This is a genomic window from Streptomyces sp. NPDC091377 (genome assembly GCF_044757045.1).
Taxonomy (GTDB): Bacteria; Actinomycetota; Actinomycetes; order Streptomycetales; family Streptomycetaceae; genus Streptomyces.
The window spans coordinates 254,135-269,850 of the sequence record NZ_JBIVUE010000011.1 but is presented as its reverse complement, the minus strand read 5'-3'; the positions used below and the strand labels follow the sequence as shown (position 1 = coordinate 269,850).

The 15,716-nt window shown below is 71.3% G+C and carries 13 protein-coding genes and 2 pseudogenes; 4 read left to right on the top strand and 11 right to left on the bottom strand.

The annotated features are described in order from the left end of the window. Positions 1-177: 177 nt before the first annotated feature. From ACIQNG_RS24465 to ACIQNG_RS24435, 7 genes are all read right to left on the bottom strand, one after another. Positions 178-630, bottom strand: coding sequence for a hypothetical protein (locus ACIQNG_RS24465; RefSeq protein WP_401432663.1), 453 nt, complete (start codon positions 628-630; stop codon positions 178-180). Between the two features lie 232 nt (positions 631-862). Next, a complete protein-coding gene (locus ACIQNG_RS24460; protein ID WP_401487755.1) occupies positions 863-2,365 on the bottom strand; it encodes an NAD(P)/FAD-dependent oxidoreductase in 1,503 nt (500 codons plus the stop codon). 73 nt (positions 2,366-2,438) lie between these two features. Next, positions 2,439-3,239: an ABC transporter permease gene (locus ACIQNG_RS24455; protein ID WP_401432657.1), complete on the bottom strand. Its 801-nt coding sequence runs from the start codon at positions 3,237-3,239 to the stop codon at positions 2,439-2,441. Next, positions 3,239-4,171, bottom strand: coding sequence for an ABC transporter permease (locus tag ACIQNG_RS24450; protein ID WP_401487751.1), 933 nt, complete (start codon positions 4,169-4,171; stop codon positions 3,239-3,241). Before ACIQNG_RS24450 ends, ACIQNG_RS24455 begins: the two co-directional genes overlap by 1 nt. Further along, a complete protein-coding gene (locus tag ACIQNG_RS24445; RefSeq protein WP_401487749.1) occupies positions 4,171-5,331 on the bottom strand; it encodes an ABC transporter ATP-binding protein in 1,161 nt (386 codons plus the stop codon). The genes ACIQNG_RS24450 and ACIQNG_RS24445 overlap by 1 nt, the downstream gene beginning before the upstream one ends. Then, entirely contained in the window at positions 5,328-6,572 is a 1,245-nt protein-coding gene (locus tag ACIQNG_RS24440; protein WP_401432648.1) for a PotD/PotF family extracellular solute-binding protein, read from the bottom strand. The genes ACIQNG_RS24445 and ACIQNG_RS24440 overlap by 4 nt, the downstream gene beginning before the upstream one ends. Positions 6,573-6,626: 54 nt before the next feature. Next, positions 6,627-8,162: a gamma-aminobutyraldehyde dehydrogenase gene (locus tag ACIQNG_RS24435; protein WP_401432645.1), complete on the bottom strand. Its 1,536-nt coding sequence runs from the start codon at positions 8,160-8,162 to the stop codon at positions 6,627-6,629. Between the two features lie 211 nt (positions 8,163-8,373). Here ACIQNG_RS24435 and ACIQNG_RS24430 point away from each other — a divergent pair, with 211 nt between their 5' ends. Next, complete coding sequence (locus ACIQNG_RS24430; protein ID WP_401487746.1) at positions 8,374-8,997, top strand: NADAR family protein; 624 nt, start codon at positions 8,374-8,376, stop codon at positions 8,995-8,997. 174 nt (positions 8,998-9,171) lie between these two features. On the opposite strand, the gene ACIQNG_RS24425 is transcribed toward ACIQNG_RS24430, so the two are convergent. Further along, positions 9,172-9,669, bottom strand: coding sequence for a DUF4190 domain-containing protein (locus tag ACIQNG_RS24425; protein WP_401487744.1), 498 nt, complete (start codon positions 9,667-9,669; stop codon positions 9,172-9,174). Between the two features lie 114 nt (positions 9,670-9,783). Beyond that, entirely contained in the window at positions 9,784-10,497 is a 714-nt protein-coding gene (locus ACIQNG_RS24420; protein ID WP_401487742.1) for a DUF4190 domain-containing protein, read from the bottom strand. 332 nt (positions 10,498-10,829) lie between these two features. Here ACIQNG_RS24420 and ACIQNG_RS24415 point away from each other — a divergent pair. Then, a pseudogene (locus ACIQNG_RS24415) lies at positions 10,830-11,977 on the top strand (adenosine deaminase). Positions 11,978-12,025: 48 nt separating this feature from the next. Beyond that, positions 12,026-12,721, top strand: a complete 696-nt coding sequence (locus ACIQNG_RS24410) for a glycerophosphodiester phosphodiesterase (RefSeq protein WP_401487740.1) — start codon at positions 12,026-12,028, stop codon at positions 12,719-12,721. 7 nt (positions 12,722-12,728) lie between these two features. Here the strand turns inward: ACIQNG_RS24410 and ACIQNG_RS24405 are convergent, their stop codons facing one another. Beyond that, the gene (locus ACIQNG_RS24405) at positions 12,729-13,493 is read right to left on the bottom strand and encodes an SAM-dependent methyltransferase (RefSeq protein WP_401487738.1); all 765 of its coding nucleotides are present in this window, start codon (positions 13,491-13,493) and stop codon (positions 12,729-12,731) included. Positions 13,494-13,831: 338 nt separating this feature from the next. Here ACIQNG_RS24405 and ACIQNG_RS24400 point away from each other — a divergent pair, with 338 nt between their 5' ends. After that, positions 13,832-14,989: a serine hydrolase domain-containing protein gene (locus ACIQNG_RS24400; RefSeq protein ID WP_401487795.1), complete on the top strand. Its 1,158-nt coding sequence runs from the start codon at positions 13,832-13,834 to the stop codon at positions 14,987-14,989. 95 nt (positions 14,990-15,084) lie between these two features. Here ACIQNG_RS24400 and ACIQNG_RS24395 read toward each other — a convergent pair. Beyond that, a pseudogene (locus ACIQNG_RS24395) lies at positions 15,085-15,588 on the bottom strand (hypothetical protein); the annotation flags it as partial. Between the last annotated feature and the right edge of the window lie 128 nt (positions 15,589-15,716).

Here is a 15,716-nt window from a genome sequence, read left to right as displayed (position 1 = left end):
TTGTCAAGACCTCTGGGACGAGACGGCGGGACCTCGGGAAGAGGACGGGCCGTCGATCGGGAGTCGCCGTCCGCCGGTCGGAGCGGACGGCGACCCGTGCTCACCTGCCGCGCGTCATCCGCAGGGTCCCCCGCATCCCCTGCCGTGACCGGCCGCGACCGGTGTCTTCAGCCCCGCTCACCCGTTCTTCTCCCGGGCCAGCCCGGCCGCGGCCTCGTGCATGGCCAGTTCCAGCAGGGCCGGATCGGTGAGGGTGCCCGAGCCGTCCGGCGGGACGAGCCAGCGCACCCCTCCGGTGGAGCGGCCGGGGTACGGCACCACGATCCAGGTGCCGGTGCCCACGGAGCGGACCCCGGTGCCGATCCAGCGGGCGGCGGTGCCGGGCGGCACCAGGAAGCCCATCCGGGAGTCGCCGAAGTCGACCAGGACGGGGCCCGGCCGGTCCAGGATGCGGGTGAGCACGTCCAGGGTCGGATAGCCCAGCTCGCCCGGCAGGATCAGGACGTCCCAGGCCCGGCCCGCGGGCAGCAGGGCGACCCCCAGGGGGTTGCGCTCCCACTCCCACCGGCAGGCGTCGGGATCCGGTGCGACGGATGCCAGCCATTCGACGGCCGTCTTCGCACCTGTCATGAGAAAGCCCTCCCTCTCTCGTTGGTGTCGACGCGTTCGCGTCACGAGGGAGAGAGGGGGGACCGTGCCGGGCATTACGCGAGTTCGGACGACCGGTTGGAGTGAACCGGATCACACGGATGTCCGGGAACGAGGGCCGGGAAACGGGAGGCGGGAACGGGAGGCCGGGAATGGCCGTCCGGGAACGGGGGGGGCCGGGCCGCCGACCGGGAGCCAACGACTCACCGGGGGCTCAGCTGTCGAAGCCGAGCCCGAACCGGTCCATCGTCCGCAGCCACAGATTGCGCCGCCCCTCGTGGTCGTCCGCCCTGGCCAGCGACCACTTGGTGAGGGCGATCCCGGTCCAGGCGAACGGCTCGGGCGGGAACGGCAGCGGCTTGGTGCGCACCATCTCCAGCTCGGTGCGTTCGGTCCGCTCCCCCGCCAGCAGATCGAGCATGACGTCGGCGCCGAACCGGGTGGCGCCCACCCCGAGACCGGTGTAGCCCGCCGCGTAGGCCACCTTGCCCTGGTGGGCGGTGCCGAAGAACGCGGAGAACCGGGAGCAGGTGTCGATGGCCCCGCCCCAGGCGTGGCTGAATCGGACGCCCTCCAGCTGCGGGAAGCAGGTGAAGAAGTGCCCGGCGAGCCTGGTGTAGGTCTCCGGGCGGTCGTCGTACTCGGCGCGCACCCGCCCGCCGTACGGGTAGACGGCGTCGTAGCCGCCCCACAGGATCCGGTTGTCGGCGGAGAGCCGGAAGTAGTGGAACTGGTTGGCGGAGTCGCCGAGGCCCTGGCGGTTCTTCCAGCCGATGGCGTCGAGTTGCCCGGCGGTGAGCGGCTCGGTCATCAGGGCGTAGTCGTAGACCGGCACGGTGTAGGGGCGGATCCGCTTGACCAGGCTGGGGAAGATGTTGGTGCCGAGGGCGACCCGCCGGGCGCGGATCCGGCCGTAGGGGGTGCGTACGGCCATCCCGGCGCCGTACGGCTTCAGGTCCAGGGCGGGGGTGTGCTCGTAGACCCGGACGCCGAGGTCGGCGCAGGCGCGCTTGAGGCCCCAGGCGAGCTTGGCGGGGTGCAGCATGGCGACGCCCCGGCGGTCCCACAGGCCCGCCCGGAAGGTCGGGGAGTCGACCTGGGCGCGGACCTCGTCGGCGTCGAGGAGGTCGACGCCCTCGGCGAGCCCGGCCGCGTCCAGTTCCTGGTACCAGTCGCGCAGTTCCCGGGCCTGGTAGGGCTCGGTGGCGACATCGATCTCGCCGGTGCGTTCGAAGTCGCAGTCGAGGGAGTAGCGGGCGACCGTCTCCTCGATCGCGTCGAGGTTGCGGGCGCCCAGCCGCTCCAGCGTGTGGATCTCGTCGGGCCAGCGGGTGAGCCCGTTGGGCAGCCCGTGGGTGAGGGAGGCGGCGCAGAATCCGCCGTTGCGGCCGGAGGCGGCCCAGCCCACCTCGCGGCCCTCCACCAGGACGACCTCGCGGGAGGGGTCGCGTTCCTTGGCGATCAGCGCGGTCCACAGCCCGCTGTAGCCGCCGCCGACCACCAGCAGGTCGCACTCCTCGGCACCGGTGAGGGCGGGCTCGGGATGCGGCCTGCCGGGGTCGTCCAGCCAGTACGCGACCGGCTGGGCCTCCGCGAGGGACTTCGTCCACTCGGCCCGGGGACCGGCGGGGCGGCCGGAACGGGGGGCGGCGGTGGCACGGGCGGTACGGGCAGTACGGACGGTACGGGTGATACGGCTCATGGCGCTCGGGGCCATGATTTCAACTCCCTACAAGGGCTTCATCGCTGGCGTGCGGGCCGGGGCAGAGGCGCCCCGGCCGGCAGGGGCATTACGCCTTCTGCCTTTTTCTGCGGTTGGTGATGACCATGGAGGACAGGACCAACAGTACGGCGATCAGGAACATGGACGTGCCGATGACATTGATCTGAACGGGCGTTCCGCGTTGTGCCGAGCCCCAGACGAACATGGGGAAGGTGACGGTCGAGCCCGCGTTGAAATTGGTGATGATGAAATCGTCGAAGGACAGCGCGAACGCGAGCAGCGCGCCCGCGGCGATCCCGGGAGCCGCGATCGGCAGGGTGACCCGCAGGAAGGTCTGGAACGGACCGGCGTACAGATCCTGGGCGGCCTGTTCGAGCCGCGGGTCCATCGACATCACCCGCGCCTTGACCGCCGTCACGACGAAGCTCAGGCAGAACATGATGTGGGCGATGAGGATGGTCCAGAACCCGAGCTGGATGCCCATGTTGAGGAAGAGCGTCAGCAGCGAGGCGGCCATGACCACCTCGGGCATCGCCATCGGCAGGAAGATCAGCGAGTTCACCGCGCCGCGCGCCCGGAAGCGGTAGCGGACCAGGGCGAAGGCGATCATCGCGCCGAGCAGGGTGGCGCCGAGGGTGGCCCACAGGGCGATCTGGAGGCTGAGCGAGAGCGAGCCGCACAGGTCGGCGACCCCGCAGGGGTCCTTCCAGGCGTCGAGGGAGAATTCCTGCCACTCGTAGTTGAAGCGGCCCTTCGGTTTGTTGAAGGAGAAGACGGTGACGATCACATTCGGCAGCAGCAGATAGCCGAGGGTGAAAAGGCCCGCGATGACGACGAAATGGCGCTTGAGCCAGTTGACGAAGGGCATCAGACCAGATCCTCCGTACCGGACTTGCGGATGTACAGCGTCACCATGAGCAGGATCGCGAACATCAGGACGAACGACAGCGCGGCGGCCGTCGGATAATCCAGGATCCGCAGGAACTGCGTCTGGATGACGTTTCCGATCATCCGGGTGTCGGTCGAGCCGAGCAGATCGGCGTTGACGTAGTCACCGGTGGCCGGGATGAAGGTGAGCAGCGTGCCGGAGACCACGCCGGGCATCGACAGCGGGAAGGTCACCTTGCGGAAGGTGGTGAAGGGGCGGGCGTAGAGATCGCCCGCGGCCTCGTGCAGCCGGCCGTCGATCCGCTCCAGCGAGGTGTACAGCGGCAGGATCATGAACGGCAGGAAGTTGTACGTCAGACCGCAGATCACCGCGAGCGGGGTGGCGAGCACCCGGTCGCCCGCGGTCATCCCGAGCCAGCTCGTGACATCCAGGATGTGCAGCGAGTTCAGCGCGCTGACCACGGGTCCGCTGTCGGCGAGGATGGTCTTCCAGGCCAGGGTGCGGATCAGGAAGCTGGTGAAGAACGGGGCGATCACCAGGATCATGACCAGGTTCCGCCAGCGGCCCGCCCGGAACGCGATGAGGTAGGCGAGCGGATAGCCCAGCAGCAGGCACAGGACGGTCGCGGACCCGGCGTACAGCACCGAGCGCAGGAACTGCGGCCAGTACTCGGACACCGCGTCCCAGTAGGTCGCGAAGTGCCAGGTGACCTCGTAGCCGTCCTCCAGGGAGCCGGTCTGCACCGAGGTGGACGCCTGGTAGACCATCGGCAGGGCGAAGAAGACGACCAGCCAGAGCAGTCCGGGCAGCAGCAGGAGGTAGGGGGTCCAGCGGCCCCGTCGGCGCGGTGGCTTCGGCCGCGGGGTGTCGGGCGCCGGGGGCGCGGGCGCCTCGGCGAGCGTGGTCGCCATCAGACCTCTTCCTCGACCTTCTCGACCCCGGCTTCGATGTCCTGGGAGGCGTCCAGGCCGAAGGTGTGGGCCGGGTTCCAGTGCAGGACGATGTCGGCGCCGGGGACCAGCCGGGCGTCGCGGTCGACGTTCTGGACGTAGACGGCGAGTGCGGGGCAGGCGGGGCTGTCGATCACGTACTGGGTGGAGACGCCGATGAAACTGGCGTCCGCGATCGTCCCGGTGAGCCGGTTGCGGCCGGCCGGGATCTCCCCGGCGTCGTCGGCGTGGGTGAGGGAGATCTTCTCGGGGCGCACCCCGAGCAGCACCTTGCCGCCGGTGGGGGCGGGGGCGGAACATCGCGCGGCGGGCAGGGCGAGCTTGCCGCCGCCCGCGCTCAGCACGATGTCGTCGCCGGAGCGGCCGTCGACCTCGGCCTCGATCAGGTTGGAGGTGCCGAGGAAGTTGGCGACGAACGTGGTGCGCGGGTTCTCGTAGAGGTCGGCGGGGGCGCCGAGCTGCTCGACCCGGCCCGCGTTCATCACGGCGACCGTGTCGGCCATGGTCATGGCCTCCTCCTGGTCGTGCGTGACATGCACGAAGGTGATGCCGACCTCGGTCTGGATGCGCTTGAGCTCCAGTTGCATCTGGCGGCGCAGCTTGAGGTCCAGGGCGCCGAGCGGCTCGTCCAGGAGCAGCACCTTGGGGTGGTTGATCAGGGCGCGGGCGACGGCCACGCGCTGCTGCTGGCCGCCGGAGAGCTGGTGCGGCTTCTTGCGGGCCTGCTCAGCGAGCTGGACCAGGTCGAGCATCTCCCCGACCTGCTTCTTCACGCTCTTGATGCCGCGCCTGCGCAGTCCGAAGGCGACGTTCTCGAAGATGTCGAGGTGCGGGAAGAGGGCGTAGGACTGGAAGACCGTGTTCACCGGGCGCTTGTAGGGCGGCAGCCGGGTCACGTCCTGGTCGCCGAGGTGCACGGTGCCGCCGGTCGGCTCCTCCAGGCCCGCGATCATCCGCAGGGTGGTGGTCTTGCCGCAGCCGGAGGCGCCGAGCAGGGCGAAGAAGGAGCCCTGCGGGACGGTCAGGTCGAGCGGGTGCACGGCGGTGAAGGAGCCGTAGGTCTTGCTGATACCGGTGAGGCGGACATCGCCGCCGCTGTCGGTCGTGGTCATCGTCGTCACGCCCCTGTGAGCTTCGAGAACTTCTCTTCGTAGGCCGTCTCCTCGTCCGAACTGAGCGAACGGAAGGCCCGGGACTTGGCGGCCATGTCCTTGTCGGGAATGATCAGCGGGTTGTTCGCCGCGTCCTCGTCGATCTTGGCGAGTTCGGCCTTCACCCCGTCCACCGGGCACACGAAGTTGATGTACGCGGCGAGCTGTGCGGCCGGGCCGGGCTCGTAGTAGTAGTCGATGAGCCGCTCGGCGTTGGTCTTGTGGCGGGCCTTGTTCGGCACCAGCAGGTTGTCCGAGGACGTCATGTAGCCGCTGTCGGGGATCACGAAGTCGACGTCCGGGTTGTCCTTCTTGAGCTGGACGACGTCCCCGGCCCAGGCCACACAGGCGGCCAGGTCGCCCTTGGTGAGGTCGGAGGTGTAGTCGTTGCCGGTGAAGCGGCGGATCTGGCCCTTGTCGACGGCCTTCTGGAGGCGGGCGATGGCCGCGTCGAAGTCGTCGTCGGTGAACTTCCCGGGCTCCTTGCCCAGGTCGAGCAGGGCCAGGCCCATGGTGTCGCGCATCTCCGACAGCAGGCCCACCCGGCCCTTGAGCCGGGGGTTGTCCAGCAGGTCGGACAGGGAGGTCACCTCGACCCCGTCGAGCGCCTTCTTGTTGTAGGCGATGACGGTGGAGATGCCCTGCCAGGGGTAGGAGTACGCCCGCCCCGGGTCCCAGTCCGGGCTGCGGAACTGGGCGGAGAGGTTGGCGTAGGCGTGCGGCAGGTTCGACGGGTCGAGCTTCTGCACCCAGCCGAAGCGGATCAGCCGGCCCGCCAGCCAGTCCGTCACACAGATCAGGTCGCGGCCGGTGTCCTGGCCGGCCGCGAGCTGCGGCTTGATCTTGCCGAAGAACTCGACGTTGTCGTTGACGTCCTCGGTGTACTTGACGGAGATGCCCGTCCGCTTGCGGAAGGCGTCCAGCGTGGGCCGGTTCTTGCCGCTGTCGTCCACGTCCATGTACTCGGTCCAGTTGGAGAAGTTGACGTTCTTCTCCTTGGCCGAGTGGTCCTCCGACGAGACCCCGGCCGTCTTGGCCGCCGGGGGGATACCGCAGGCGCCGAGCGCCCCGACCCCGCCGAGGGCGAGCGCGCCCCCGGCGGAGGCGCGCAGCAGGGACCGGCGGCTGAGGGCGGCCCGTCCGCCCCGCAGGCTGCGCCGCATGGCGGCCACCTGGGCCGGTGACAGGCGGTCGGGCTCGTACTGCTCCATGCGCGTGTGTGCCCTTTCGGGAGGTCGGACGGCCGTGGTCGGCGGCCAGGGGCGTTAGCGGTCCCCGAAGACGGTGCGGTGCCAGTCCTTCGCGGGCACCGCGGTGTTGTCGAACATGACGTGCTTGATCTGGGTGTACTCCTCGAAGGAGTACGCGGACATGTCCTTGCCGAACCCGGACGCCTTGTAGCCGCCGTGCGGCATCTCGCTGATGATCGGGATGTGGTCGTTGACCCACACACAGCCCGCCTTGATCTCGCGGGTGGCGCGGTTCGCCCGGTAGACGTCGCGGCTCCAGGCGGAGGCGGCGAGGCCGTACGGGGTGTCGTTGGCGAGCCGGATCGCCTCGTCGTCGGTGTCGAACGGCAGGACCACGAGGACCGGCCCGAAGAGTTCGGACTGGACGATCTCGCTGTCCTGGGGCGCGTCCGCGACGAGCGTGGGCCGATAGTACGCGCCGCGGGCCAGCTCGCCCAGGGGCATCTCGCCACCGGTCACCACCCGTGCGTAACCGCGGGCCCGGTCGACGAACCCGGCGACCCGGTCGCGCTGGGCGTGCGAGATCAGCGGACCGAGGTCGGTGCCGACGGCGAAGGGGTCACCGAGCCGGACCGACTCCATGAGTGCGGCGGTGCGCGCGACGAACGCCTCGTACAGCGGGCGCTGGACGTAGGCGCGGGTGGCGGCGGTGCAGTCCTGGCCGGTGTTGATCAGGGAGCCCGCGACGGCGCCGTGGGCGGCGGCCTCCAGGTCGGCGTCGTCGAAGACCACGAAGGGCGCCTTGCCGCCCAGCTCCAGATGGAGCCGCTTGACGGTGGCGGTGGCGATCTCGGCGACCCGCTTGCCGACGGCGGTGGAGCCGGTGAACGAGGTCATCGCGACGTCCGGGTGGGCGACCAGGTGCTCCCCGGCCTCCTTGCCGGTGCCGGTGACGATGTTGACGACCCCGTCCGGCAGCCCGGCGTCCGTCGCGGCCCGCGCGAACAGCAGCGAGGTCAGCGGGGTCAGCTCGGCGGGCTTCAGTACGACGGTGTTGCCCGCGGCGATCGCCGGGAGGATCTTCCAGGCGGCCATCTGGAGGGGGTAGTTCCAGGGCGCGATGGAGCCGACCACTCCGATCGGCTCGCGGCGGACGTACGAGGTGTGGTCGCCGGAGTACTCACCGGCGGACTGCCCCTGGAGGTGCCGGGCGGCGCCCGCGAAGAAGGCGGTGTTGTCGATCGTGCCCGGCACGTCGAACTCGCGCGTCAGCTTCAGCGGCTTGCCGCACTGGAGGGACTCCGCGCGGGCGAATTCCTCGGCCCGGTCGGCGAGGACGGCGGCGAAGCGGTGCAGCGCCTCCGAGCGTTCGCCCGGGGTGGCGCCCGACCAGCCGGGGAAGGCCGCCTTGGCCGCGGCGACGGCCGCGTCCACGTCGTCGGGACCCGCCAGGTCGTAGCGGTAGACCTCCTCGCCCGTGGCCGGGTCCACGACCGCGAACGTACGGCCCGAGGTGCCCTTCGCGGGACGCCCCGCGATGTACTGGGCGCCGTCCGCGAAGCGCTCCTGGGCGGGGAATCGGTCCGGGGTGGTCTTGCCCGGGTTGTGCATGTCGCTCTCCTCCGCCTTCGCCCCGACTCTCAGAGGGGTGGGTGGCGTAGCTCCAGCTCGATTTGAGTGCCGATCCTGACAGAGTGACGTGAGGCCAACAAGTGATTCCGTTGTTGCCTTTTGGTTACGCGACGGAATCTGTCGACCAGATGTCGAGTACGCCGAGAAAACGCAGGACGGAGTGTCCGTGGTGCGTGCCAGACTCGCGTGCATGGAGAAGATCACGGGGCAGATCGGGCGGATCGCCTCCTTGGAGGCCCTGATCAGGGACGTTCACTCCGGCGAGCGCGTCCGGTATCTGCATTTCTGGGGGCATCGGCCGCGGGCGGACGGCCGGCTCGGCGCGACCTGTCTCAGCCAGTGGTGGCCGTCGCCGTTCACCGTGTCGGGGGTGGAGTACGCGACCGCCGAGCACTGGATGATGGCCGAGAAGGCCCGCCTCTTCGACGACCCGGAGACCGAGCGGCGGGCACTGGTGGCGGGGCATCCGGCTGAGGCCAAGAAGGCGGGGCGGCTGGTGCGCGGCTTCGACGAGGCCGTGTGGGAGCGGGAGCGGTTCCGGATCGTGGTGGAGGGCAGCGTCCACAAGTTCACCTCGGACCCCGGGCTGCGCGCGTTCCTGCTGGGCACGGGGGCGCGGGTGCTGGTGGAGGCCAGTCCCGTGGACCGGGTCTGGGGCATCGGCCTCACGGCCGACGACCCGGCGGCGGAGGATCCCGGGCGGTGGCGGGGGCTGAACCTGCTGGGGTTCGCGCTGATGGAGGCGCGGGAGCGGATCGCGGCGGCGGGGGCTGGGGCTGGGGCTGGGGCTCAGTCTGGGGCTGGGGCGTCGTAGCCGGGAGGGTCCCGCGGCCCGGGGGGCGACCGGACGGTCGGAGGGGCGGAAGGGCGTGGGGTCGTGGGGACGTAGAGACGTAGGGGCGGGCGCACGTACGTGGGCCGGGCCCCCGGTCGTCGGGAGGCCCGGCCCGCACGTGTGCGCCTTACGTGGATACGGGGACGCGCCCGGTCAGATCACGCTCATGAAGCTCGCGAAGACCAGGAAGCCCAGCAGCGGCAGGATCACGGTGGCGACGATGCCGCAGACCAGACCGGCGGTGGCGGCACCCTTGTTGGTGGCCTCGCCCCGGTTCGCCTTGCCGCGTCCGATCGCGCCGAAGATGATCGCGAGGATGCCGAGGATGACCCCCAGGAACCAGAGGAAGAAGGTCACGCTGCACACCACGCCGATGATGCCCAGCACCAGTCCGGTGGTGCCCATGCCGTTGCTCGGCTGCATCGGCATGACATAGCCGGGCGTCATGGGGTAACCGACCGGCTGCGCGGGCGGGTAGGCGGGACTCGGGTAGGCGGGGCTCGGGTAGCCGTAACCGGGAGCGGACTGCGGCGGCTGACCGTAGGTGACGGGCGGCGGCTGCGCGGGCTGGACCGGCGGTTGCGCGGGTGGCTGCTGCGGTGGCTTGGCGGGCTGTGGTGGTCCGAATTCACCGGGGTTGGCACCGGACATGACGTGAACTCCCCTCGTTGACCGACAAGGCATCGTAGTGGGCCCGTCGGACGGCGCGGGGCCGGAATCCAGGACCGCCCCCACGGTGTTCGGACCGACCGAAGGCGCGTTCGATCAGCCGGTGTGCGTCGGGTCGAGCGGGGCGCTGTACGCGGAGTCGGCGTACGGGTCGTCGTAGTACGGCGGCTCGTCGTACTCGTTGAAGTCACTGATGGCGGAGGCGATCCCGAAGATGATCAGGACGACCACCGCGATACCGATGATCAGGCCGATGATGCCGGTGATCAGACCGGCCTGGGCCTGGCCGTGGTTGGTGGCGAGACCCTGCTCGGCGCGCTTGCGGCCCTTGATGCCGAAGATGATGGCGAGGATGCCCAGCACCACGGAGACGACGCCGTACACACAGAACAGGGCGCAGGCGAGGATGCCGAGCACCATCGCGGCGGTGCCCATCCCGTTCTGCGGGGCGGCCATCGCGGCACCGGGGTAGCCGACGCCGTAGGACTGCGCGTAGCCGGGGTAGCCGTAGCCGCCGGAGGGGCCCGCGGGGCCGGTGGGCGCGACGGGCGGCGGGGGCACGGGGCCCGGGCCGTGGGCCGATCCGGTGTCGTACGGCGACGGCCCGCCGGGCGGGGTGCCGTACGGGGCACCCGGGGGCGGGAAGCCGCCGGTGGACGGCATGGAGGTGACGGTGGCCTGGTCGTGCACGGAGGGCGGCGGCGGACCGCCGCTGGGCGGGGCGCTGTCCATGGACGGCCGGCTCTCCGGCGGCGCCCAGGGGTCGTAACCGCTCCCGTCGGCCTTCTCCGGCTGCGTCGGATCCGTCATATGGCGCCCCCCTGGGTCGATCGTCCCGGCCATGCTAAGCCTTGGGTACACAGGCGCCGCCGCCCGGTACCGCTACGGGGCCGCCCCGCGGGGAACGACGGTACGGGTGGGGTGGACGGTTCCCCGGGGGTGGTGTCGGGGGTGTGAAGAAGCGGGGGCTTCGGTGGGGGCGGTGGGGGTACGGCACGGCGGCGCGTGGGGCGTGGGCGGGGCGGCCCGGGGCCCACGGCACCCGCGGCACCCGCGGCACCCGCCGCACCCGCCGCACCCGCCGCACCCGCCGCACCCGCGCAAGGCCACCGGACGGTGTTTCCGTCGGGGGGCGTCCTACGATGTCCCTGCCACATGATCAGCCGATCGCCCGCGCCGCACCCCGTCCGAGGGTGGCGGCGCCCTGTCCGGGGAGGCCCCCTTGACCGAGTACATTCCCGCGTCCGGCGGAAGCGTTCCGCGTGATCCGCACGCGTTCATCGCCGGACTGCCCAAGGCCGAACTGCACGTGCACCACGTCGGCTCCGCCTCCCCCCGGATCGTCTCCGAACTGGCCGCCCGGCATCCCGACTCCAAGGTGCCCACCGATCCCGAGGCGCTGGCGGACTACTTCACCTTCACGGACTTCGCGCACTTCATCGAGGTGTATCTGTCCGTCGTGGATCTGATCCGCACCCCGGAGGACGTCCGGCTGCTCACCTTCGAGGTGGCCAGGGAGCTGTCCCGGCAGCAGGTGCGGTACGCCGAGCTGACCATCACGCCGTTCTCCTCCACCCGGCGCGGAATCGACGAGCGGGCGTTCATGGACGCCGTCGAGGACGCCCGCAAGGCGGCGGAGGCCGAGTTCGGGACCGTGCTGCGCTGGTGCTTCGACATCCCGGGCGAGGCCGGACTGGAAGCGGCCGAGGAGACCACCCGGCTCGCCACGGACGACCGGCTGCGCCCGGAGGGCCTGGTCTCCTTCGGGCTCGGCGGGCCCGAGATCGGGGTGCCCCGGCCGCAGTTCAAGCCGTACTTCGACCGGGCCGTCGCCGCCGGACTGCACTCGGTCCCGCACGCGGGTGAGACGACCGGGCCGGGGACGGTGTGGGACGCGCTGACCCATCTGCGCGCCGAGCGCATCGGTCACGGCACCAGTTCCGCGCAGGACGAGAAGCTGCTCGCGCACCTGGCCGAGCGGCGGATCGCGCTGGAGGTGTGCCCGACCTCCAACATCGCCACACGCGCGGTGCCCACCCTGGACGCGCACCCCATCAAGGAGTTCGTCCGCGCCGGGGTGCTGGTCACCGTCAACTCCGACGACCCGCCCATGTTCGGTACCGACCTCAACACCGAGTACGCCGTCGCCGCGCGCCTGCTCGACCTGGACGAGCGCGGTATCGCCGACCTGGCGAAGAACGCCGTGGAGGCGTCCTTCCTCGACCCGGCGGGCAAAGCCCGGATCAACGACGAGATCGACGCCTACACGACGGCCTGGCTCGCGCCCTGAGCCGTCCGGGGCGTGGCTCGCGTCCCGGCCGCCCTCCACAATGGGCTCATGCAGAACGTGACCGCCGTGGCCCATCGCGGCGACCCCTACCGCTTCCGTGAGAACACCCTCGACTCCCTGCGTTCCGCGCTCGCCCTGGGCGCGGACGCGGTCGAGATCGACGTACGGCTCACCCGTGACGGTGTCCCCGTGCTGCTGCACGACCGGACGCTGAAGCGGTTGTGGGAGCAGGACCGGCCGCTGGACGCACTCTCCGCCGAGGAGGTGCGGGGCCTGACCGCGGGCGGGGTGCCGACCCTCGCTCAGGCGCTCGCGGCGACCGAGGGGGCCCGGGTGATGATCGACCTGCCCGGCCTCGCCGGGGAGCGGGCGGCCCGGCGGATCGTGGACGTCGTGCGGGAGTGCGGCGCCCAGGAGCGGGCCTACTACACCGCCGACGCGGCGGCGATGCTCGCGGTGCGCGCCGCCGACCCGTCCGCCGAGATCGCGCTGACCCGTGGGACGCTGGCCCCGCCGCGGGCCGGTCTGCTGGCCGCGATCAGGCCGCGCTGGCTCAACTTCCGCTTCACCCTGGTCGACCACGACCTCGTCACCCGGGTGCACCGCGACGGCCTGCTCGTCTCCGCGTGGACCCCGGACACCCGCCGCTCGATGCGCCGGCTGATCGGGATGGGCGTGGACTCGATCACCACCAACCGCGTCGATGCCCTGTGCGCCCTGCGCACGGCGCGGGCGGCGGGGTAGTAGGCGCTCAGTTCTTGCGCGCGGTCACCAGGGCGAAGGAGAGGAACTCCCCGCCGTCCGTGGTGAGCATGTCGATGACGGGCTGGTGGATCCGGGGGCCGTCCGGGTGCTGCGCAGCGCCCGCCCGGGCCCACAGCAGCCAGTCCTTCCAGGCATCCGGTTGCAGCCGCGCGGAGGTGACCTGCACCAGTTCGGTGATCTCCCACTGGAAGCGCCACCACTGCGCGGTGTGCCAGGCGATCGCTTCCCAGCCCACCACTTCCTTGATGTGCGGCGGGATCGCCCCCAGCTCCCGGACCTCCCGGGTCAGGGCGGGGGTCGCCATGCCCAACTGCCCGCCGGGACGCAGGAACCGCAGCAGATAGGGCAGGTAGCTGTCCGCCGTGCCGAAGTACTCGAAGGCGTCCACGCTGACGATCGCGTCGAAGTCCCGCTCCTCGAACGGCAGGGCGTGCGCCTCCGCCCGTACGGCCTCCACCCGGTCGCCCACCCCCGCCTCGGCGAAGACGGCCGCCGCCTGTTCGGGGGCGATCCACAGGTCGGCCGCGACGACGTCGACGCCGTACTCGCGGGCCAGGAACACCGAGGTGGCGCCCCGGCCCGAGCCGAGGTCGAGAACCCGCATGCCCGGGCGCAGGTCGAGGTCGTCGGCGAGGTCCTCCAGCAGCCACAGCGGGTGCGGCCCCATGTCGAGGTCGAGCAGCCAGGCGGGGTCGTAGCGGGAGGAGCGTGGGTAGCGGTCCGGGCGTACGAGATCGTTCAGAGCGGTCACGAGCACGGACCCAAGCCGATCACCCGGCCGCTCGCAACCCGTTTTCCGGCCGCCCGGGCCGGATCACGGAGGTGCGGCCGACACCGACCGGCGCCGACCGACGCCGACCGGGTGACCGGGTCATCGAGTGACCGGGCCGACGAGTGACCGGGCCGACGGACGGGCGGGCGGACGGGCGGACGGGTCCCCTAGGGGTATCTCCCCACAACACCCGTGTCCGGCAGGGCTGTTGGTCAGGGGAGTTCAAGGGTGGGGGCCCTCCTCGGCGATGATCCGGTGAGGTGCCGTACGGACACAGGATGAGTTCGTCCTGTCCGGCGCGCTTCCAGGAGCAGCAGATGTCCCGTCGTCCGTCCGTCCTCGCCGCCACCGCGGCGGCCCTCGCCCTCACGCTCGCGGCGGGGCCCCTCGCCGCTCCGGCCCTCGCCGGGTCGGGGCGCACCCCCGCGGCCTGCCCCGCCGTCTCCGACCGGGGGCCCGACATCGCGGCGCTCACCGGGGAGTTGGCCGCGCTGCCGGACACGGAGGCCACCTCCGGGACCGTCCGGGTGGGCGGGAGGTGCTCCTGGAGCGGGGCGGGCGGGGTGCGGGACGTCGGAAGTCAGGCGCCCGCGCTGGAGAACGGGCGGTTCCGGGCCGGTTCGGTGACCAAGGTGGTGACGGCGGCGGTGGTGCTGCGGCTGGTCGCCGAGGGCCGGATCCGTCTGGACGGCACGGTCCAGGAGTATCTGCCGGGACTGCTCACCGACGCGTTCGAGCCCATCACCGTACGGCAGTTGCTGAACTACACCAGCGGTCTGAAGCCGGGGGCCGCGCAGCCCGGTGGGACGGTCGACGCGAGTTATCCGCACCGGTTCGAGACGGTGACCCCGCGCGAGGTGGTGGCGGCGTCGGTGGCGGCGGGGCCGGAGGCCGGGCCCGGCACGGTGCAGCGGTACGGCAACATCCACTACACCGTGCTGGGGCTGCTGATCGAGGAGGTGACCGGAGACTCGTACGCGGGGCAGGCCGAGAAGCGGGTCTTCCGGCCGCTCGGCATGCGGCACAGCTCCTTCCCCTCCGGGGCGGACCCGCGCGTGCGGGGCCCGCACAACCGGGGGTACGACGTGATCGACGGGCGGCTGACCGATGTCACCGAGTGGAACATGTCCGACCGCTTCGCGGCGGGCGATCTGATCTCGACCACCGCCGATCTGGAACGGCTGCTGAAGGGGCTGCTCGGCGGACGGCTGCTGCCCGCGCCGCTGCTTGAGGAGATGCTCACCGTGCCGGAGGTCGAGGCGGGGGACGCCCGTTTCGGGATGGGCTTCGAGCGGGTGACCGTCGGTGGCGTGGAGTTCTGGGGCAAGTCCGGCTCCCGGCCCGGGTACGCGACGGGCGTCGCCGCGACCGAGGATCTCGCCCGGACCGTCGTCTACTCGGTCACGTCGACGGACGCCAAGGAGGTCGGCGGGTCCGTGGTCCAGCGCTTCGGGTTCCCGGCACTGCGGCCCTGACCTTCCGGCCCCTCCGTGGCTTCGGGCTTATCCGTGGCTTGGGGCCTATCCGTGGCTTGGGGCCTATCCGTGGCTTCGGGCTTATCCGTGGCTTCCGGCCCCTCCGCCCCCAGCGCCTCCAAGCGCTTGATCTTCCGGCGGACGACGTACAGCGGGATGACCCCGAGGACCCCGAAGGCCATGTCGATCACCGACCACCACAGGGGTATGCCGCGGATCGGGCCGCAGATCAGGGCGAGCGGGACGATGCCGACGCAGGCGATCATCCCGAACTCGATCACCCAGATGTTGCGGACGGGGTCGCGGTAGGGGCCGTAGAAGGCGACCGCGATGACGAGATGGGCGAAGGCCAGCCAGTCGGTGCCGTAGAGGAGGAAGGGGTACTCGGCGTCGGCGGTGTCGAGGCCCTGCCGTACGCGTTCGATCCACTCGGTGAGGCCGGGCAGGTGGTCACCGGCCGACAGGTGACTCAGCAGATCGTCGGCCCAGCGCACCTCATGGACCAGGGGGAAGGCCGTGGCGCCGCTGAGCACCAGGCAGACGACGAAGAACACAAGCCACGCGCGGATGCCCTTGAGCAGGGCGGCTCTGTCGCTCATGCCGGCAGCGTACGCCTGGAGTTGAACGTGTTCAAAAACGGGGGTTCGCCATCCGGCCGGCAGGGCCTGGAACGGCGGTGGGGGCGGTGGTCGCGGACTCGCCGCTCGCACCGCCCCCCACCGCCCCC

Excerpts from the sequence above, each read along its gene's own strand:
- ACIQNG_RS24465 (WP_401432663.1), bottom strand. The coding sequence starts at position 630 with ATGACAGGTGCGAAGACGGCCGTCGAATGGCTGGCATCCGTCGCACCG.
- ACIQNG_RS24400 (WP_401487795.1), top strand. The coding sequence starts at position 13,832 with ATGTCCCGTCGTCCGTCCGTCCTCGCCGCCACCGCGGCGGCCCTCGCC.
- ACIQNG_RS24455 (WP_401432657.1), bottom strand. The coding sequence starts at position 3,239 with ATGCCCTTCGTCAACTGGCTCAAGCGCCATTTCGTCGTCATCGCGGGC.
- ACIQNG_RS24420 (WP_401487742.1), bottom strand. The coding sequence starts at position 10,497 with ATGACGGATCCGACGCAGCCGGAGAAGGCCGACGGGAGCGGTTACGAC.
- ACIQNG_RS24435 (WP_401432645.1), bottom strand. The coding sequence starts at position 8,162 with ATGCACAACCCGGGCAAGACCACCCCGGACCGATTCCCCGCCCAGGAG.
- ACIQNG_RS24410 (WP_401487740.1), top strand. The coding sequence starts at position 12,026 with ATGCAGAACGTGACCGCCGTGGCCCATCGCGGCGACCCCTACCGCTTC.
- ACIQNG_RS24460 (WP_401487755.1), bottom strand. The coding sequence starts at position 2,365 with ATGGCCCCGAGCGCCATGAGCCGTATCACCCGTACCGTCCGTACTGCC.
- ACIQNG_RS24450 (WP_401487751.1), bottom strand. The coding sequence starts at position 4,171 with ATGGCGACCACGCTCGCCGAGGCGCCCGCGCCCCCGGCGCCCGACACC.
- ACIQNG_RS24425 (WP_401487744.1), bottom strand. The coding sequence starts at position 9,669 with ATGTCCGGTGCCAACCCCGGTGAATTCGGACCACCACAGCCCGCCAAG.
- ACIQNG_RS24440 (WP_401432648.1), bottom strand. The coding sequence starts at position 6,572 with ATGGAGCAGTACGAGCCCGACCGCCTGTCACCGGCCCAGGTGGCCGCC.
- ACIQNG_RS24430 (WP_401487746.1), top strand. The coding sequence starts at position 8,374 with ATGGAGAAGATCACGGGGCAGATCGGGCGGATCGCCTCCTTGGAGGCC.